Source organism: Hymenobacter arcticus, assembly GCF_054779975.1.
Genome location: NZ_BAAGXF010000004.1, coordinates 289,526 through 306,638 on the forward strand (window position 1 = coordinate 289,526; position 17,113 = coordinate 306,638).

Genomic DNA, 17,113 nt, shown 5'->3' on the forward strand with positions numbered 1-17,113 from the left:
GCTAGCGCCGGCCAAAGCCCATTGGCTTGGGCCGCTGCCCCAGCAGGTAGTGCAGCGCCAATCGGTAGCTTTCGAGCCCAAACCCCGCAATGCTACCCACGCAGTGCTTGCCAATGAAGCTGACGTGCCGGAAGTCTTCGCGCGCGGCCAGGTTACTCAGGTGCACCTCAATAATAGGTAGGCCCGCACCGGCCACGGCGGCCACGGCATCGCCCAACGCCACGCTGGTGTGCGTGAAGCCGCCCGCGTTCAACACCACGGCTTGGCTGGCGCCGTCGTGGCCCATTTCGCCCCAGCCGGCAGCGGCGTGCAGGCGGTCGAGTAGCGCGCCCTCGTGGTTGCTTTGGAAGGAGGTGAGCGTGAGGTCGGGGAAGTCGGCCTGCAGCTCGGGCAGGTAGTCTTCAAACGAGCGCGTGCCGTAGATGTGCGGCTCGCGGCGGCCCACCAGGTTTAGGTTGGGGCCGTTGAGAATTAGAATATTCATACTAAATATTTTCAGAGAATAAAAGGCAGCTTAGCCAGAGAAAACAGAAGCTAAGCCAGTGGGTAGCCCTGCCCAACGAGAAAAAAAAGACCCGCAGTGGCCGGCCCCGTACTTTGTGGCCTACAAACTACGGCAAAGGCAACCCGGGCGGCTACCAGCTGCCCCCAGTGCCAGGCAGCCAGTGGCGCACTGCTCTTCCCTTAACTATTCCCACCCCATGACCTGGCCGCAAGCAATCAAGCAATTCGATGGCTACCTGCGCCTGGAGAAGTCGCTCTCGCCCAACTCGGTAGAGGCCTACCGGCGCGATGTGCGCAAGCTGTACCAATGGCTGGAGCTGGAGCAGCTGAAGGCCGGCCCGCTGCAAGTAACTACGCGGCTGCTGCGCGATTTTTTGGTCGCCCTCACCGAGCTGGGCTTGTCGAGCACGTCGCAGGCGCGCACGCTTTCGGGCATCAAGGCCTTCTATGAGTTCCTCATCATGGAGGACCTACTCAAAATTGACCCCACCGACACGCTGGAGTCGCCCAAGGCCGGCCGCCATTTGCCCGACACCCTCTCGTACCCCGACGTGGAAAAACTGCTGGCCGCTATCGACCTCAGCACCAGCGAAGGGCTGCGCAGCCGGGCCCTGCTGGAGGTGCTCTACTCGTCGGGCCTGCGCGTTAGTGAGCTGTGCGACTTGAAGTTATCGAATCTCTATTTTGAGGAAGGCTTTATGCGGGTGCTGGGCAAGGGCAACAAGGAGCGGCTGGTGCCCATTGGCCGCGAGGCCGTGAAGCACCTGCACTTTTACCTGGGTGGCGTGCGCCAGCATCTCACCGTGCAGCCGGGCAACGAAAATAGTGTATTTTTGAGTATGCGCGGGCGGCAACTATCCCGAATTACTGTTTTTACTACTATTAAAAAGCTGGCCGAGCTGGCCGGCCTGCGCCAAACTATCAGCCCGCACACACTGCGCCATTCCTTCGCCACCCACCTGCTCGAAGGTGGGGCCGACCTGCGGGCGGTGCAGGAAATGCTGGGCCACGCCTCCATTACGACCACCGAAATTTATACCCACCTCGACCGTGACTACTTGCGCCAAGTAATGACGGAGTTTCACCCGCGTAGTTAAGTTATTTTATAAAATACTAATAATAAGAAACTTATAAAAGTACACCTGGGTTATGCGCGTTATTTGCTTTCTGACAAACTGGCTGGCGCTGGGGGTGCTGCTGGCCGGGCTGCTGCTCACCGGGGCCGCCCGGGCCCAAACGCTGCCGGCCGTGCCCGCCATGCCCGAAGTAGCGCTCGATAGCGTGCAGGTGGCCCCGCAGGCAGTGGATATTTCGGGCTGGCTGCTGCTGGACAAAGACATTCAGCTGGAGCTGGGCGGCGCGGTGCAAAATATGTATAATTTCAAGTTTGATAAGGCCGAAAAGCAGTTTCGGTCGCTGCGCCGCCGCTACCCGCAGCATCCCATGGCGTATTTTTTGCTGAGCATGAGCAACTGCTGGAAAATGATGCCCAACAGCGTGGCCGACACCCGCTACGATAAGGCGTTTCTGGCCTACGCCGATACGGCCGAAGCCAAGGCCGAAGCCCTGTACAAAGCCGACAAGCACAACTACGAGGCCTGCTTTTTCCTGTCCGCTACCTACGGGCTGGAATCGCGGCTGCACGCCGAGCGCCACAACTGGCGCAAGGCCACCGTGGCCGCCCGCCGCTCACTCAACTACCTCGAAAAGAGTAAGGAAGCCAACGGCCTGAGCACCGAATTTCTGTTTGGCCAGGGCCTGTTCAACTACTACGCCGTGTGGATAGGGCAAGAGTATCCGTGGCTGCGGCCGGTGCTGTTTTTCTTCCCCAAGGGCAACCGGGAGCAGGGGCTGGCCCAGCTGCGGCAGGTGGGCCGGTCGGCCTTCTACACCGGCACCGAGGCTAATTCATTCCTAATCAGTATTTTAGATAGCGACCGTGAGCACCAGACCGCCGCGGCCTTCCAACTAGCGCAGCAGCTAGCAACGCAGTTTCCGGACAACCCCTACTTTCAACTCAATTACGCCAAGCTGGCCTTTAAGCAGGGCCTGCTGATAGAAAGCGAGCAGGCTTGCCTATCGATACTGCGCAAATATGCCGTGGGCCAGGTGGGCTACGAGGCATATAGCTGCCGGCCGGCGGCCTACATCATGGGCTACCTGATGCAGCACAAATACCGCGACGTGCCCCAGGCCAAGGACTACTTTCAGCGCTGCGTGGTGTACTCGGAGCAGGCGGGCACCACCCGGCGCGGCTACTACGTGTTTGCCCAGGCCAGCCTGGCGCGCCTAGCCGTGCGCGAGCGCGACGAGCCCGCCGCCCGCCGCTACTACCGCATCATTGTGGACCAGACCGATACCGGCCAGGTAGAGTACGAGGAGGCCCGCACCTGGCTGCGTACCCACCGGCAGTAGGTGCCGCGCCGCGGTAGCATCCGCTTACTTTGCGGGCAGTATTCTTTGCCGCGCCCGTTTGAAACCCCTCCGCTTTGCCCTGCTGGGCCTGTTGCTTTTTCTGTTGCCCGTGCTGCTGCTGGGCCGCCACGGCTACGTGCTCATCCACGACAACCTGGACACCGAAATCAGTCTGGCGTACCTGCTCACCAAGCTGCACCTGGCCTTCGCCTACGGCACCCACGTGCTGGTGCCCCAGCTGATGAACGGCCTGCCGCGCAACGCCCTGCGGCCCGGCCTGAGCGGCACCGTGCTCATCTTCAGTATCTTCCAAGGCCAGCCGCTGGTGGCTTACCTTGTGCACCAGGTGCTGGTGCGGGCGCTGGGGCTGCTGGCCATGTACTGGCTGCTGCGCCGCTACGGCTTGGCGCGGCCCGAGCAGCGCGGCCTGGCGGCGGCCGTGGCGCTGGCCTGGGCCACGCTGCCACTCTATACTATCTACGGGCTCACAGTAATGGGGCAGCCGGCGCTGCTGCGCGCGGCCCTCGATTTGCGGCAGGGGCGCAACCGCGGGGTGGCCTGGCTGGTGTGCGCGGCGTTTCCGCTGTGGTCGATTTTTGTGTACGTGGGGCCGTTTATTGCCGTGGTGTGGGGCGGGCTACTGCTGCTGGATGTGGCCCGGCGCGGCCGGGCGGCCTGGGCCGGCACCGTGCGCGGCGCGGTGGGGCTGGGGCTGCTGCTAAGTATGTACGTGGTGGTGGAGTGGCCGCTGTTTTACTCGCTGCTGGTGGCCAAGCAGTTCGTGTCGCACCGCGAGGAGTTTGACTTTGTGCGGCTGCTGCCGCACGGGGTAGGAGTGGGGCTGAAGGAGTCGCTGCGCTACTTCTGGCTGGGGCAGTACCACGCCAGCCCGTTTTTTCGGGGGGTGGTGCTGCTGGCGGTTGGCGTGGTGCTGGCCCGGCTCACCCCGGCGCGGCGGCAGCTGCTGTGCCGCCGGGTGGGCGTGGTGCTGCTGGCGCTGGCCGGGGTGTCACTATTCTGCGGGTTTGCGCCGCAGTTGGCCATGTTGTATCAAAAGCAATTGCCTCTGCTTCACGCTTTTACGCTCAATCGATTTCACTTCCTGATGTCGCTGACGTGGTTTGGGCTGCTGGCGCTGGCCTTGCGCGAGCTGCCGGCCACGCCCGCCGCCCAGCGCCTGGGCTACGGGCTGGTGGCGCTGCAATTTGTGGTGGCGCTGCCGCTTAACTCCGAATACGTCTATAACTTGCGCATTATCGCCGGCCGGCCCAAGGCCGATGCGCCGAGCTACGCCGCGTTTGTGGCGCCGGATTTATTTAACCAAGCCAAAGACTTCATCTTTCTGCAAACCGGGCAGCGGCCCGCCGCCTACCGGGTGGCCAGCCTGGGTTTGCCGCCCGCCGCGGCGCAGCTCAACGACTTTTACACCCTCGATAGCAACCAGAACAGCTACCCGCTGCCCTATAAGCACGCCTTTCGGCCGCTCATTGCCGGCGAGCTAGCCAAGAGCCCGGCCCTGGCCACGTATTTCGATGCCTGGGGCAACCGCTGCTACCTGATGTCGGCTGAGTTAGGGCGTAATTATTTGATTGATAAGAAGTTGTCGAAAGAGGTGCAACATTATGCGTTCGATGCGGGGGCCTTCCGGCAGCTGGGCGGGCGCTACGTGTTTTCGGCGGTGCGCCTGGCCCACCCTGCCGAAAGCGGCTTGCGCCTGCTGGGCGTGTTCGATAGCTCGGAGGCGTACTGGCAATTGCACCTTTACGAGGTGGCGGCCGGCCGCTAGCAAGTGGTACCAGCTAGCTGGCTGGTGGGGTGCTACGCAGCTTGCGAGTGGTGCAGGCAGGTGCGCAGCCAGTCGGAGGCATCTTCGATAGTAGTAAACACTTGTAAATCAACATGTTTGCTAAAAGGATTGCGGTTGAATAAGATGCCCAGGTCGGCTTCGGTGTGGGGCTGGGCTACGTGGGCGATGTAGCGCAGGCCCAGGCGCGCCGCCTGCGGGGCCCACACGCGCCGAAGCCAGGTTATAGAATCAAACCATGGCCCCTTAACCTCGCTATTATCGTTGAGCAAACCCGCCATCGGGCCCTGGCAAAGTGGCTCCAGCGCGGCCAGCGCGCCCTGCTCGGCATCGGCGGGCGACACAAAGCCCAGCCAGGTAGTCTGGAGCCAGCCGTCGGCCGGGCGGCATTCGGTAATGCAAAAGGGTTGCCCGTTGGCGTGATGCATAATCCGGGTAAGCGTTTCCATATGATAATGTAGCGTTTAGTACAAAAGGACTATCGATGTAGCGCGAAGGTAAGGGCAGCATAGCTACGATTAGACTTATTTGCTTACTTGGGCTGGCCACCCGAAAACGGTGCGACTGGCGTAGATTTGACCTTTCTGTTTGCCCGCGCATGGCTACCAATAATTACCGCAACCCGGCGAGTGGTCCCGCCGCCACCAACCGCCCGGTGCCCCCTGCCGAGCCCGGCGCGGCGCGCCCAGGGCGGGGCAATACGCCCCGCCCGGCGCCCGGCACGGCTCCTGCGCCCGCCAAAGCCGCCGCGCCTGCGGGCCGGGCCCGGCCCCAGGCGGCCCCCGCCACCCCGCGCGGCCCCCGCGGCCCGCTGCCAGGCCTGGGTCAGCTCACGGCCTTTCTGCGCGACCGGCGCTTTCACCTGCTCATCGGGTTTGGGCTGCTGCTGGGCTCGCTCTACCTCACCATTGCGTTTACCTCGTTTTTGCTCAGCGGGCGCGCCGACCAAAGCGTGGTGGCCGCGCTGGGCAGCGTGTCGGTGAAGGAAGCGGGCCAGGAGTCGGGCAACTGGCTGGGCCTGCTCGGGGCTTGGCTGGCCGAAAAGCTGATTTACCGCGGCTTTGGGCTGGCCGCGTACGGGCTGATTCCGATTGTCTTTTTCCTGGGTTACAAAATCGTGTTTCGGCGGGCGGCTGGCTCGGTGAGCTACGTGCTGGCGCTGGGGCTGTTTACCATCTTGTGGGTCAGCGCATTGCTGGGCTACGTGGTGGTGCAGTTGGCCCAGCCCGGCACCGCGCAGCCGGGGCCTGACCCGTCCCAAGTACACCGCTACGACTGGCTGAGTGGCGGCGCGGGCTACGAGCTGGCGCTGTGGCTCGACTCGCTGCTTGGCTGGGGCACCGTGCTGCTGCTGGCCTTCGGGCTCATCATGTTCGTGGTGTTTTTCTTCAACGTAACCAGCCTCAACTTGGGCCTGGGCGGCCGCGATGACGAAGAATACGAAGGTGAAGAAGGCGAAGCCGAAGCGCCCGCACCCGCCGTAGTGGCCGCCGCGCCCGCCGCCGTGCGCCCACCCAAAACCCCCGCCCCGCACCCCACCGAGGCCGAATTTGAGTCCGCCCCGGTACCCAGCCGCGCCCCCGAGTTTGAGCCGGCCCCCGCGCCGCGCCCTAGTCCGCTCAAAGCGCCGCAACCCGTGAGTACCAGCTTTGAGGTGGTGGGCGCGGGCGACGAGGACGAGCCAGAAACAGCGCCCATGCCGAGCCTCAATGGCCCAGTGGCCGCGGTGGCCCTGGCCGTGCCGACCGCTGGCGCGGCCAGCGCCGTGGCGTTGCCGGTAGCGGCTGCTTCCTCAGTGGTGGCGGCCGTAGCGGCGGCCGGGCCTGCTTTTTCCTTCGAATTGCCAACGGCCGAGCCGGAATTGGAGCCCGCGCCGGCCGTGGCGGCCAGCATCCCCACGCCGCTTTCGCTGGCTGATTTGGCCGATGGCCCGGTGCCATTGCGTGCGCCTGCCCTGGCTTCCAAGCTAGAAATTACCGTGCCCAACCGCGACGACCTCGACCCCAACGCCGGGGCCGACATTGCGGCCGTGGCCGATGAGGACGAGGACGCCGACGCCATGCCTGATGTCAACTACGACCCCACGCTCGACCTTTCGCGCTACCAGTTTCCGACCCTGGAGCTGATGAACGACTACGGCGTGGCCAAGGCCCAGGTAACCAAGGAGGAGCTGGAAGCCAACAAGGACCGCATTGTGGAAACGCTGGGCCACTACAACATCGCCATTGCCAGCATCAAAGCCACCATCGGGCCCACGGTCACGCTCTATGAGATTGTGCCCGAAGCGGGTATTCGCATCTCCAAAATCAAGAGCCTGGAAGACGATATTGCGCTGAGCCTGGCCGCGTTAGGTATCCGCATCATTGCGCCCATTCCGGGCAAGGGCACCATTGGCATTGAGGTGCCCAATGCCAAGAAGGAGATGGTGAGCATTCGCTCGGTGCTAGGCTCCGAGAAGTTTGCCCGCACCGAAATGGACCTGCCCATTGCCTTCGGCCGCACCATCACCAATGAGGTATTTGTGGCCGACCTGGCCAAAATGCCCCACTTGCTGATGGCCGGGGCCACCGGCCAGGGTAAGTCGGTGGGTTTGAACGTGATACTGGCCTCGCTGCTCTACAAGCGCCACCCCGCCCAGCTCAAGTTTGTGCTGGTTGACCCCAAGAAGGTGGAACTCAGCATCTTCAATAAGATTGAGCGTCACTTCCTGGCCAAGCTGCCTGACACCGAGGAGGCCATCATCACCGATACCAAGAAGGTGGTGAACACGCTCAATTCGCTGTGCATGGAGATGGACCGGCGCTACGACCTCCTCAAAGAAGCCGGCTGCCGCAACCTCAAGGAGTACAACCTCAAGTTTGTCGAGCGGCGGCTGAACCCAAAGAAAGGCCACCGCTTCCTGCCGTTTATCGTGTTGGTAATCGACGAGTTAGCCGACTTGATGATGACGGCTGGCAAAGAAGTGGAAACGCCCATTGCGCGCCTGGCGCAGCTGGCCCGCGCCATCGGTATTCACCTTATTGTGGCCACTCAGCGCCCCAGCGTGAACGTGATTACGGGCATTATCAAGGCCAACTTCCCCTGCCGGATTTCCTTCAAGGTGACCAGCAAAATCGACTCGCGTACCATCCTCGACACCGGCGGGGCCGACCAGCTTATTGGCCAGGGCGACATGCTGTTTTCGGCCGGCTCCGACCTCATTCGGGTGCAGTGCGCCTTCATCGACACGCCCGAAGTGGACCGCCTCTGCGACTACATTGGCGAGCAGCAGGGCTACTCCGATGCCTACCTGCTGCCCGAAGTAGCCGGGGCCGAGGGCGACGACGGCAGCGGCCAGGACGAGATGGACCCCAGCGAGCGCGACTCCATGTTTGCCGAGGCCGCCCGCTGCATCGTGCTGCACCAGCAGGGCTCTACTTCGCTGATTCAGCGCAAGTTGAAGCTGGGCTACAACCGCTCGGGCCGCCTCATGGACCAGCTTCAGCAGGCCGGCATCGTGGGCCCATTCGAGGGTAGCAAGGCCCGCGCCGTGCTCATCCCCGACGAGTACCAGCTGGAGCAGCTACTGAACTCGATGAAGTAATCACCGTTTGTCCTTGCGAGCGCAAGGACAAACCAATCTTCTGGCCCCGCTTTTGCGTATGGGTGCCCACCTGGCCCCTACCGCGCCGGATTTTTAGTAATCATGACCAAGCAATTCTCCCTGTTGGCGCTGGCCGCCACATTGGCCCTGCCCGCCGCCGCGCAGCAAGACCCCAAAGCCGGCAAAATCCTCGATGCCGTAAGCGCCAAGTACACGGCCCTCAAGTCGTTTCAGGCTGGCTTCACGCAAACTCTGGAAAACCCCGCCGCCAAGCTCAAGCAAAACATCAACGGCGACGTAACCGTGAGCGGCCAGAAATACCACCTCAAGGCTAATGGCCAGGAGGTGCTCAACGACGGCAAAACCACCTGGACTTACCTCAAGAATGAGAACGAGGTGAACGTGTCGGAGACGGACCCTAGCAACCAGGATATGTCACCGGCCCAGATGTACTCGATGTACAAAAAAGGCTATAAGTACACCTACGTGAAGTCGCTCAAGGATGCCGGCGTAACCAGCGACCTCATTGAGCTCACGCCCGACGACCGCAAAAACGACGTGTTCAAGGTACAGCTCATTGTGGGCACGGCCGACAAGGCCATCCACAGCGTAAAGACGTTCAAGAAAAACGGTACCCGCACCACGTTCATGCTCAAGAACTTCAAGCCCAATGTGCCCGTCGCGGCCAGTACGTTTGCCTTCGACAAGGCGCAGTACCCCGGCGTGAAAGTGGTGGACCTGCGCTAAGGGTAGGGTAAGCTTTAGCTTGCCACGCCACAACGCCTGACAAAAACGGCCCGCTCTTTTCAGAGCGGGCCGTTTTTACGTGTCACCTAAAACGTCTCGCCTTGTAACAGAGCTAACTGTAAAGCTGCTCGCTCGTGCCCTAACGCAGCGGCCTGTTGAAACCAAAAGGAGGCATCAGCTAAGTTTTCTTGGTCATTCCAGCCACTTTCAGCCCATACGCCCAGTATGTACATGCCCTGAGATTGCTGATTTTCGGCGGCCTGCTCCAACCAGTAGCGCGCCTGCTTCCAGTCTTCAATAGGCTCGCAGGCGTAGGCTAGCCCCAGCCAGGCCTGGGCGCGAAGGCAGCCCGCACGCACGGCCTTTTGAAACCAATAAATTGCCCAGCGCGGACTCTTTGGGCCACCCACTCCGCGTTGGTGGCAGCGGCCCAAATCGCACATGGCATCGGCGTAGCCTAATTTGGCGCTTCTGCGATACCAGTGCCGAGCCTTTTGGTAGTCTTGGTCGACGCCCTGACCCCAGCAGTAAAAACTGCCTATGGCGTGGATTGCCCTTGCATTGCCCAAGCGGGCCGCTTGCATATAATACTGAAAAGCTTTGTAGTGGCTCTGCGCTACACCGTAGCCATTATCATACGCCATCGCTAAATTGAAGACTGCATTAAGAATGCCGACTTCGGCTGCAGCTTGGAGGAGCGGTATGGCGCGCTCCCTATCTTGAGGTACGCCGTAGCCGTCCCAGTACAACATGCCTAAGCGGTACATTGCCTGAGGGTTATGTTTTTGCGCTAAGGCTTCGAGGCGGGCTACCGCCTGAGTTAGCAAGCGCTTGTTGCTGTACTGGCCGAAGTGCGTGCGGTTGATAAATTGTATCAGTTCCTTCATCAAAAACGAATTGTGGGCTGCACGCAATAATTTGCGGCCTGCTAAGCCCTGCGCCATCGGCAGCAAGGCGCACCCCAGGCAATATATGAAAGAAGATTTCCTCCACTACGTCTGGCAGCACCAGTACTTCGACAAGGCCGACCTGCGCACCACGGCCGGCGAGGAAATTCAGGTGCTGCGCCCCGGCCAGCGCAACGCCGATGCCGGCCCCGACTTCCTGAATGCCCGCCTGCGCCTGGGCGAGGTGGAGTGGAACGGCGCGGTAGAAATTCACCTGCGCGCTAGTGACTGGCAACGGCATAACCACCAAGTAGATGCAAAATATGACCAGGTGGTATTGCACGTGGTGCTTACAGCGGATGCCGACATCTACCGCACCAACGTCAGCCTGATTCCGGCGCTGGCCCTGGCCCCGCGCTTGGCCCCCGACCTGCTGGCCCGCTACGAGGCGCTAGTGGCCGCTCCGCCCGCTGCGCCGCTGCCCTGCGCGCGCCTGCTGAACCAGGTGCCGCAACTAGTGCGCACGATGATGACCGAGCGCGCCCTGCTGGAGCGCGTAGAGCAGAAGGCCGACGCCATTGCCGCGCTGCACGGCCACTTGGCCGACGATTGGGAAGCCACCGCCTACCACGCCCTGATGGCGGCCTTCGGCTTCCAAAAAAACAGCGAGCCGCTGGCGCGCCTCGCTAAAGCCGTGCCGCTGGCCGTGCTGCGCCGCCACCGCCACGACGTCCGTCAGCTGGAGGCGCTGCTCTTCGGGCAGGCCGGCTTTCTGGTTGAGAATGAAGAAACTGCGCAAGACGATTATATCCGCGACCGGTGGCAGGAGCACGAGTTTTTGCGGCATAAGTACGGGCTGGGCGAGGCCGCGCTGGCCGCCCACGAGTGGAATTACCTGCGGCTGCGGCCCGCTAACTTTCCGGCCGTGCGGCTGGGGCAACTGGTGGGGCTTCTGCACCGCCGCCCGGCGCTGTTCGACGCGCTGCTCACGGCCCAGAGCGTGGCCGCGCTCAGTGAATTTTTTGCCGGCGCGCCGGCCCCCGACTATTGGCAGCAGCACTACCGCGCCGGTCGGCCGGGCAAGGTGCCGGCCTTGGGCAAGAGTAGCATCAACCTACTCATTATCAACGTAGTGGTGCCGCTGCGCGTGGCCTACGCCCGCCACACCGGCCAGCCCGCGCTGGTTGAGAGCAGCGTGGGCTTATTAATGGAGTTGCCGGCCGAGCACAATCAGTACACCGACCTCTACCAGGACCTGGGCTTTGAGCACCGCACCGCCGCCGACTCGCAGGGGCTGCTGGCGCTGCACAAAGGCTACTGCGCGCCGCGCCGCTGCCTGCACTGCGCCATTGGCGGTCGGCTGGTGGGCGGGGGCGCCGTCCGCAATCGATGAGGCTGGTGCTGGCGCTGGTGCTTAATGCATTGCTGTTGAGTGGATTACTGCTGTGGCTGCGGGCCGAGTACCAGCGGGCAGAATCGCTGCTGCGCCGCTGGCTGCTGCCAGCTCTGGCGTGGCGGCTGCTGCTCACGGCGGCTAGCACCCACCAGCTCAGCCCCGATGCCCGCCAAGCTCAGGAAGCTGCCGGGCTACTGGCAAAGGCCCTGTGGGCGCAACCATCCCACCTAGTAGCCACGCTGCAAGCCGCAAGCTTCCTGATTGATGGCCAGCAGCTTAGTCTTTATCAATGGTCTAACACCCTGTTCTTTATTAAGATACTGGCGCTGCTGAACCTGGCATCGGGCGGAATGATGTGGCTTAATGCACTTTATTTAAGTATATTGTTCTTTATGGCTTGCTGGGGTTTGGTGCGCACGCTGGCGCGGGTGCTGCCGGCTACGCCGGCGCTGGCCGGCGTGGTGGCCTTTCTGCTGTGGCCCACCGTAGTATGGTGGACGGCCGGCCTCACCAAAGAAACCCTGGTGGTAGGAGCCGGGGCGGGGCTAGTGGCGCTGGCCTTGCCGGGGCTCTACGGCGGCCGGCCGGTGCGCTTTGCACCACTCCTCGGCCGGGCACTGCTGGGCCTGCTCCTGGCCTGGCTGATGGTGCGGATGCGGTATTTCTTCGCCCTGCCCTTGCTGGGGGGCCTGCTGGCGCTGGCTGCCGTGCAACTGGCCACGCGGCGCGGCTGGCTGGGGCCGGGCCTCTTGCCGCAGGCAAGTAGCCTACTGCTGCTGCTGGGGCTGGCCGGGGCTACCGCCGTGACTCTGGGCGGTGAGCATCTGGCTCTCAGCTACTTCAGCCACGAGGTAAATGCCAACTACCAGCACGGCCTGCTCACTTCGCCCGGCCGGCCCCACCTGGCGTATGCCGATTGGCAGCCCACGCCTGCTGGCCTGCTGCGCCATGCGCCGCTGGCCGCCGCCCAGGTGCTGGTGCGGCCCTGGCCCGGCGAGTCGGCCCAGCCGCTGTACGTAGGAGTTGAGTTGGAGAATGTATTGCTAGTGAGTTTGTTAGCCACGGCGCTGGTGTCGGTGTGGCGCGGCCGCGCCGGCCGGCTGCCGGTGGCGCTGGTGGTGGTGGTGGCTGCGTACTGCCTGCTGCTGGCCGCCTTCATTGGCCTGAGCACGCCCAACCTGGGCACTCTGCACCGCTACCGCGTGGCCCTGCTGCCCTGGCTGCTTTTGTTACTATTGCAAAACGACTACGCACGGCGTTTGTTGAAGAGGTTGGAAGAAGGAATTTGGAACTGATGGAAGAGAAGAATGCTTCATTCTGCATTCCAAATTCAACATTAACCCCTGTCGTACCTTTGCCTACTTATGGAAAACCCTGTTATCATTCTCGGCGCGCAGGCCGTGGGCACCGCCGCGCTGGATGCTTTTTTGTCTAATGACGTGGTCGTGTATTGCATTCTCGACGACGACCCCAAACTGCATAGCACTGAGCTACTCGACGTGCCCGTGATGGGCAACACCGATGACGGTGAGCTACTGAAGCTCCTTGGTAAAAAGTGCGAAGTATTCGTGGCGACTGAGGACTCCGCCAGCCGCCGCAGCCTCACCAAAATGCTGCGCGACGAGTACGAAGTAGTACCCGTTAACTCCATTCATCAGCGCGCCAGCGTGTCGGTACACGCCGAAATTGGCCACGGCAACTACTTCGGTCCCAACGCAGTAGTGGCTGCCACGGCCAAGCTGGGCGAAGGCATTTTGGTGGGTCCTAATGCCGTGATTGAAGGCCAGGCCACGGTAGGCGACTACGCCCAGATAGGGTCGGGCGCCCAACTGGGCGTGGGCGTGAGCGTAGGGGCTGGAGCCTTCATCGGACCCGGTGCGGTGCTGGTAGCCGGTGTGAAAGTGGGCGACAAAGCCCGCGTGGGCGCCGGCTCGGTTGTGGTAGCCGACGTGGCTGCCAGCCAAACGGTGTTTGGCAACCCAGCAGTTAAGGTGTAATTAGAAATGATTACTAGAAGAACGTCATGCTGAGCTTGCCGAAGCATCTCTATCACGCCGTTAGAATTACTAACCTAACGGCGTGGTAGAGATGCTTCGGCAAGCTCAGCATGACCGTCTTTTTTAACCATTAATCATGTATCAAGTCCTTCTCTATTACTGCTATACGCCCCTGGCCGACCCCGAGCAATTTCGGGCGGAGCACCACCGGTTGTGCCTCGACCTGGACTTGCGCGGGCGCATCATCGTGGCCGCCGAAGGGCTGAACGGCACCGTGTCGGGCACCCGCGAAAGCTGCGCGGCCTACATGGCCGCCGTGCAGGCCGACCCCCGCTTTGCGGCTCTGGAATTTAAGATTGACGAGGTCGAAGCGCACACTTTCCAAAAGCTGCACGTGCGGCTGAAAGATGAGATTGTGCACAGCAGCCTGCGCCACGTGCGGCCCCACGAAAAAACCGGCCAGCACCTTACACCCCAGGAATTCAAGGACTTGAAAGACCGCGACGACGTGGTAGTAGTTGATGTGCGCTCGGATTATGAGTACAACCTCGGCCGCTTCAAAAACGCCGTGACGCTGGACATCGAGAATTTCCGCGACTTCCCCGAGCGCGTCGAGCGTTTGCAAAAGTTCAAGGATAAGAAAATTCTGACCTACTGCACCGGCGGCGTGAAGTGCGAGAAAGCCAGCGCCTTTTTGCTGGAGCAGGGCTTCGAAAACGTGTACCAGTTGCACGGCGGCATCATCAAGTACGGCCACGAAGTGGGCGGTGAAGACTTTGATGGTCAGTGCTATGTGTTTGATGGCCGCGTGGCGGTAGACGTGAATACGGTGAACCCCACTGTTATTTCGCGCTGCCACCACTGCCAGCAGCCCTCGCCTCGCCTCATCAACTGCGCCAACCCGCACTGCAACGCTCACGTGCCGCTCTGCGAAAGCTGTGGTACGCTCCTCGACGGGGCCTGCTCCGAAACCTGCGCCGAGCACCCCGATAAGCGGCCATACGATGGCACCGGTACGTATCCTAAAATCAGCAACCACTACACGCCAGCGCAAGGGCTGGCTTCGTACAAAGCGTAAATGTGCGGTAAGCTTTAGCTTGCCGTGCTACCGTTTGCGTACGCAGAATTCTCCCTTCAACTTACGGCAAGCTAAAGCTTACCGCACACTGCTATGATTCCCGACTCCGAACTTATTCTGAACCCCGACGGTACGATTTATCACCTTAATCTGCTGCCCGACCATATTTCCGATACCATCCTCACGGTGGGCGACCCGGCACGGGTGGCCCAGGTGAGCCGGCACTTCGACTCCATCGAGTTTGAGGGCACGCACCGCGAGTTTGTGACCCACGTGGGCTACTACCGCGGCAAGCGCCTCACGGTGCTGAGCACCGGCATGGGCACCGATAACATTGATATCGTGATGAATGAGCTCGATGCGCTCGTCAACATCGATTTCCTCTCGCGCACCGTGCGGCCCGCTGAGGAGCGCCTGAGCCTGCGCATCATCCGGCTGGGTACCAGCGGCAGCTTGCAGGCCGATGTGCCGGTGGGCGCCATGCTGGCCACCCAGCACGCCGTGGGCCTCGACTCGCTAATGCAGTTTTACCCGTTCATGGAAACCGGCATCGAAACGCTGGTAGCCAAGGACTTACAGAAAAGCCTCGACTTGCCCTTCGCGCCCTACGTGGTACGCGGCTCCGACCTGCTGCGCGAGCAGCTGGCCGCCGACCTGCTCATTGGCAACACCGTGACGTGCCCCGGCTTCTACGGCCCGCAGGGCCGCCGCCTGCGCCTCGACCTGCGCCAGCCCGACTACATGGAGCGCTTGCAAAGCTTCCGCCACGAGAGCCCGGAGGGCGACTTCCGCCTCAGTAACTTCGAGATGGAAACGGCGGGCTACTACGCCCTTGGCCAGCTGCTGGGCCATGAAGTGCTGAGCCTCAACGCTATTGTGGCCAACCGCGCCACCGGCGAGTTTGCCAGAGATGCCGGCGATATCGTGGACCGGATGATTGCCCGCACCCTGGCCCTACTCTAGAACCACTGATGAGCACGAATTTTAGCGGATTTCACGGATTTTGTGGACGGCGCTATTCAGCGTATTTTACTAAAAAGGCCACCCGACAGGTGGCCTTTTTATTGTTCATTAAATCTGCTCAAACAGCCACTACGCAAGAAGTTCAACGTCCACAAAATCCGTGAAATCCGCTAAAATTCGTGCTCATCAGTGGTCCTAGTAGAAGTCGAAGCCCAGTACGGCGCGCAGGGGCAGCATGATGCCGGCTTTGAGCGTAAGATACTCGTTGTGAGAGCCCCACACAGCGGTTTGCACCCGTTTGGGCTGGCCGTCGGCCGTTTGGAAGAAAATATCTAATTTGCCATGGTACGCGTTGCCGAGGCGGCAGGCGCGCTCGGCATCGGCGCGGCGGCGCTCCAGCTGAGCTTGGTCGGTCAGTACGTCGTGCTGCGGAAAGCGCAGGGTTGGAATGGTCTCTTTCTCAACGGTTTCGACAGGCTGGTCGGTGGTGGGAGCGAACATAAACGGGGCAGCGGTAGATGAATAAACGAGCAGGAAAGCCGTTTACAGAGGCAACGGCGCCGGTAATGTACCAACTTTCGGCCAGTTGTGTTTACAATTCGGCGGCCAAAAACTCCATCGTGTCGAGGCCATCGGCGTAGTCGGCCACGCTGGGCTGCTGCGCCCGGCCAAAGGGCACCGAGCCGGCAAAGCGCCCGCCCGCTGACACGAGGCACTGCGTTTGGGCGGCCACGTTGGTGAGCTGGTCGAGCAAGTCGATTTCCTGCGTGTAGGTGCTGTAATGCAGCACCGAAATGGGTGACACCAGCGCCGATTGCGCCGTGAGCAGCAAAAAGCCGGTGTCGAGGTGCGGCACGGCATTCACCAGCAGGATGCTCTTGTTGTAGTCGTAGTTGTTCTGGTACTTGTGGTGGTTGAGCACGTGCTGCCAGGGCTGCAAGGCGTCGAGCAGGGGCACAAAGTCGTAGCCTTCGGGCACGTAGAGTTTGCTCACGTTGCGGCAGCCCAGGCCGTAGTACTGAAAAATATCGGGCCCCAGCGCGGCCAGTTCCTCCGCCGTTTCGTGGCCCGTGAGAATGGCCAGGCTGGTGCGGTTGCGCCGAATGATGTGCGGCCGGCTCTTGAAATAAAACTCAAAATAGCGCGCCGTATTATCTGAGCCGGTGGCAATAAAGGCATCGGCCGCGTTGAGGCGCTCCACAAATTGCAGGCGCTCGGCAAATAGGGGCTCAATTTCCAGCAGCTGCTGACCCAGCCAGCGCATGAGCAGGGTATCGTCTTTGCTGAGCTTGGCGAGCAGCGTGTGGCCGCTCAGCAGCACGCACAGCAGGTCGTGGAAGCCCACCATGGGGATGTTGCCGGCCACTACCACGCCCACCTGGCGCGGGGCGGCGGGCTCGGCCGGGTAGCGGCTGGCCCACTGGCTGAGGGCGGGCTCGGCCAGCAGGTGCACAATGCCGGCGAGGGCGGTGCGCACGTTGGGCAGGTCGAACCAGGCGTTTTGGTTGCGGGTGCGGTAGGCGAGTTCCGTAATTTCGGCCTCGGTGAGGGAGGCGAGGTGGTGGCCCAGCGCAGCGAAAGCGGCGAGGCGGGTAGTGCGATTCAACATGAAGAAAAGGTAGCGGGGAGGCAGAATGAGCCGTACTTTTGAGGGTCCGAATCAGCCTGAGTCGGCGTTTTTACGTACAGCCGGGCAGCTTTGAACAGCAAAATTACTCACTAGCATAAGGAGACGACGG

15 protein-coding genes are annotated in these 17,113 nt (G+C 61.7%); 10 read left to right on the top strand and 5 right to left on the bottom strand.

Going from position 1 to position 17,113, the window contains the following annotated elements; all coding sequences use genetic code 11:
- Position 1 precedes the first annotated feature (1 nt).
- Positions 2-484, bottom strand: coding sequence for a type II 3-dehydroquinate dehydratase (locus ACYVGC_RS09970; RefSeq protein ID WP_460583676.1), 483 nt, complete (start codon positions 482-484; stop codon positions 2-4).
- A gap of 217 nt (positions 485-701) precedes the next feature.
- Between ACYVGC_RS09970 and xerD the strand changes: the two genes are divergently transcribed.
- From xerD to ACYVGC_RS09985, 3 genes are read left to right on the top strand one after another with little or no spacing between them, the layout of a single operon-like run.
- Positions 702-1,601, top strand: coding sequence for a site-specific tyrosine recombinase (gene xerD, locus ACYVGC_RS09975; protein ID WP_460583677.1), 900 nt, complete (start codon positions 702-704; stop codon positions 1,599-1,601).
- Positions 1,602-1,653: 52 nt separating this feature from the next.
- Positions 1,654-2,919: a tol-pal system protein YbgF gene (locus ACYVGC_RS09980; RefSeq protein ID WP_460583678.1), complete on the top strand. Its 1,266-nt coding sequence runs from the start codon at positions 1,654-1,656 to the stop codon at positions 2,917-2,919.
- Between the two features lie 58 nt (positions 2,920-2,977).
- On the top strand, positions 2,978-4,705 hold the full coding sequence (locus ACYVGC_RS09985) for a DUF6044 family protein (RefSeq protein ID WP_460583679.1): 1,728 nt from the start codon (positions 2,978-2,980) through the stop codon (positions 4,703-4,705).
- Positions 4,706-4,737: 32 nt separating this feature from the next.
- Here the strand turns inward: ACYVGC_RS09985 and ACYVGC_RS09990 are convergent, their stop codons facing one another.
- Entirely contained in the window at positions 4,738-5,172 is a 435-nt protein-coding gene (locus tag ACYVGC_RS09990) for a hypothetical protein (RefSeq protein WP_460583680.1), read from the bottom strand.
- A 149-nt stretch (positions 5,173-5,321) separates the two neighbouring features.
- Here ACYVGC_RS09990 and ACYVGC_RS09995 point away from each other — a divergent pair, with 149 nt between their 5' ends.
- Positions 5,322-8,306 carry an FtsK/SpoIIIE family DNA translocase gene (locus tag ACYVGC_RS09995; protein WP_460583681.1) on the top strand — a complete coding sequence of 995 codons (2,985 nt, stop codon included), beginning with the start codon at positions 5,322-5,324 and terminating at the stop codon, positions 8,304-8,306.
- Positions 8,307-8,408: 102 nt separating this feature from the next.
- Positions 8,409-9,053 carry a LolA family protein gene (locus ACYVGC_RS10000; protein ID WP_460583682.1) on the top strand — a complete coding sequence of 215 codons (645 nt, stop codon included), beginning with the start codon at positions 8,409-8,411 and terminating at the stop codon, positions 9,051-9,053.
- Positions 9,054-9,139: 86 nt separating this feature from the next.
- Here the strand turns inward: ACYVGC_RS10000 and ACYVGC_RS10005 are convergent, their stop codons facing one another.
- Positions 9,140-9,997: a tetratricopeptide repeat protein gene (locus ACYVGC_RS10005; RefSeq protein WP_460583762.1), complete on the bottom strand. Its 858-nt coding sequence runs from the start codon at positions 9,995-9,997 to the stop codon at positions 9,140-9,142.
- A gap of 28 nt (positions 9,998-10,025) precedes the next feature.
- On the opposite strand from ACYVGC_RS10005, the gene ACYVGC_RS10010 reads away from it, so the two are divergent.
- The 5 genes from ACYVGC_RS10010 (at position 10,026) to ACYVGC_RS10030 (ending at position 15,374) form a co-directional block, all read left to right on the top strand.
- On the top strand, positions 10,026-11,333 hold the full coding sequence (locus ACYVGC_RS10010; RefSeq protein ID WP_460583683.1) for a DUF2851 family protein: 1,308 nt from the start codon (positions 10,026-10,028) through the stop codon (positions 11,331-11,333).
- Positions 11,330-12,631 (top strand): hypothetical protein, encoded by a 1,302-nt coding sequence (locus ACYVGC_RS10015; protein WP_460583684.1) that lies wholly within the window; start codon positions 11,330-11,332, stop codon positions 12,629-12,631. Before ACYVGC_RS10010 ends, ACYVGC_RS10015 begins: the two co-directional genes overlap by 4 nt.
- A gap of 69 nt (positions 12,632-12,700) precedes the next feature.
- Positions 12,701-13,333 carry an LbetaH domain-containing protein gene (locus ACYVGC_RS10020; RefSeq protein ID WP_460583685.1) on the top strand — a complete coding sequence of 211 codons (633 nt, stop codon included), beginning with the start codon at positions 12,701-12,703 and terminating at the stop codon, positions 13,331-13,333.
- Between the two features lie 136 nt (positions 13,334-13,469).
- Positions 13,470-14,411 (top strand): rhodanese-related sulfurtransferase, encoded by a 942-nt coding sequence (gene trhO, locus ACYVGC_RS10025; RefSeq protein ID WP_460583686.1) that lies wholly within the window; start codon positions 13,470-13,472, stop codon positions 14,409-14,411.
- Positions 14,412-14,504: 93 nt separating this feature from the next.
- Positions 14,505-15,374 (top strand): nucleoside phosphorylase, encoded by an 870-nt coding sequence (locus ACYVGC_RS10030; protein ID WP_460583687.1) that lies wholly within the window; start codon positions 14,505-14,507, stop codon positions 15,372-15,374.
- A gap of 195 nt (positions 15,375-15,569) precedes the next feature.
- Here ACYVGC_RS10030 and ACYVGC_RS10035 read toward each other — a convergent pair whose 3' ends face one another.
- Both ACYVGC_RS10035 and ACYVGC_RS10040 read right to left on the bottom strand, forming a co-directional pair.
- A complete protein-coding gene (locus tag ACYVGC_RS10035; protein ID WP_460583688.1) occupies positions 15,570-15,875 on the bottom strand; it encodes a hypothetical protein in 306 nt (101 codons plus the stop codon).
- Positions 15,876-15,966: 91 nt separating this feature from the next.
- Entirely contained in the window at positions 15,967-16,983 is a 1,017-nt protein-coding gene (locus ACYVGC_RS10040) for an aldehyde dehydrogenase family protein (RefSeq protein WP_460583689.1), read from the bottom strand.
- Positions 16,984-17,113 lie beyond the last annotated feature (130 nt).

What these genes read in the sequence shown, in the direction of transcription:
- ACYVGC_RS10010 (WP_460583683.1), top strand. Translation starts at nt 10,026, where the DNA reads ATGAAAGAAGATTTCCTCCACTACGTCTGGCAGCACCAGTACTTCGAC.
- ACYVGC_RS10030 (WP_460583687.1), top strand. Translation starts at nt 14,505, where the DNA reads ATGATTCCCGACTCCGAACTTATTCTGAACCCCGACGGTACGATTTAT.
- ACYVGC_RS10040 (WP_460583689.1), bottom strand. Translation starts at nt 16,983, where the DNA reads ATGTTGAATCGCACTACCCGCCTCGCCGCTTTCGCTGCGCTGGGCCAC.
- ACYVGC_RS09980 (WP_460583678.1), top strand. Translation starts at nt 1,654, where the DNA reads ATGCGCGTTATTTGCTTTCTGACAAACTGGCTGGCGCTGGGGGTGCTG.
- ACYVGC_RS09995 (WP_460583681.1), top strand. Translation starts at nt 5,322, where the DNA reads ATGGCTACCAATAATTACCGCAACCCGGCGAGTGGTCCCGCCGCCACC.
- ACYVGC_RS10020 (WP_460583685.1), top strand. Translation starts at nt 12,701, where the DNA reads ATGGAAAACCCTGTTATCATTCTCGGCGCGCAGGCCGTGGGCACCGCC.
- ACYVGC_RS09990 (WP_460583680.1), bottom strand. Translation starts at nt 5,172, where the DNA reads ATGGAAACGCTTACCCGGATTATGCATCACGCCAACGGGCAACCCTTT.
- ACYVGC_RS10005 (WP_460583762.1), bottom strand. Translation starts at nt 9,997, where the DNA reads ATGGCGCAGGGCTTAGCAGGCCGCAAATTATTGCGTGCAGCCCACAAT.
- trhO (WP_460583686.1), top strand. Translation starts at nt 13,470, where the DNA reads ATGTATCAAGTCCTTCTCTATTACTGCTATACGCCCCTGGCCGACCCC.
- ACYVGC_RS10015 (WP_460583684.1), top strand. Translation starts at nt 11,330, where the DNA reads ATGAGGCTGGTGCTGGCGCTGGTGCTTAATGCATTGCTGTTGAGTGGA.
- ACYVGC_RS10035 (WP_460583688.1), bottom strand. Translation starts at nt 15,875, where the DNA reads ATGTTCGCTCCCACCACCGACCAGCCTGTCGAAACCGTTGAGAAAGAG.
- xerD (WP_460583677.1), top strand. Translation starts at nt 702, where the DNA reads ATGACCTGGCCGCAAGCAATCAAGCAATTCGATGGCTACCTGCGCCTG.
- ACYVGC_RS09970 (WP_460583676.1), bottom strand. Translation starts at nt 484, where the DNA reads ATGAATATTCTAATTCTCAACGGCCCCAACCTAAACCTGGTGGGCCGC.
- ACYVGC_RS10000 (WP_460583682.1), top strand. Translation starts at nt 8,409, where the DNA reads ATGACCAAGCAATTCTCCCTGTTGGCGCTGGCCGCCACATTGGCCCTG.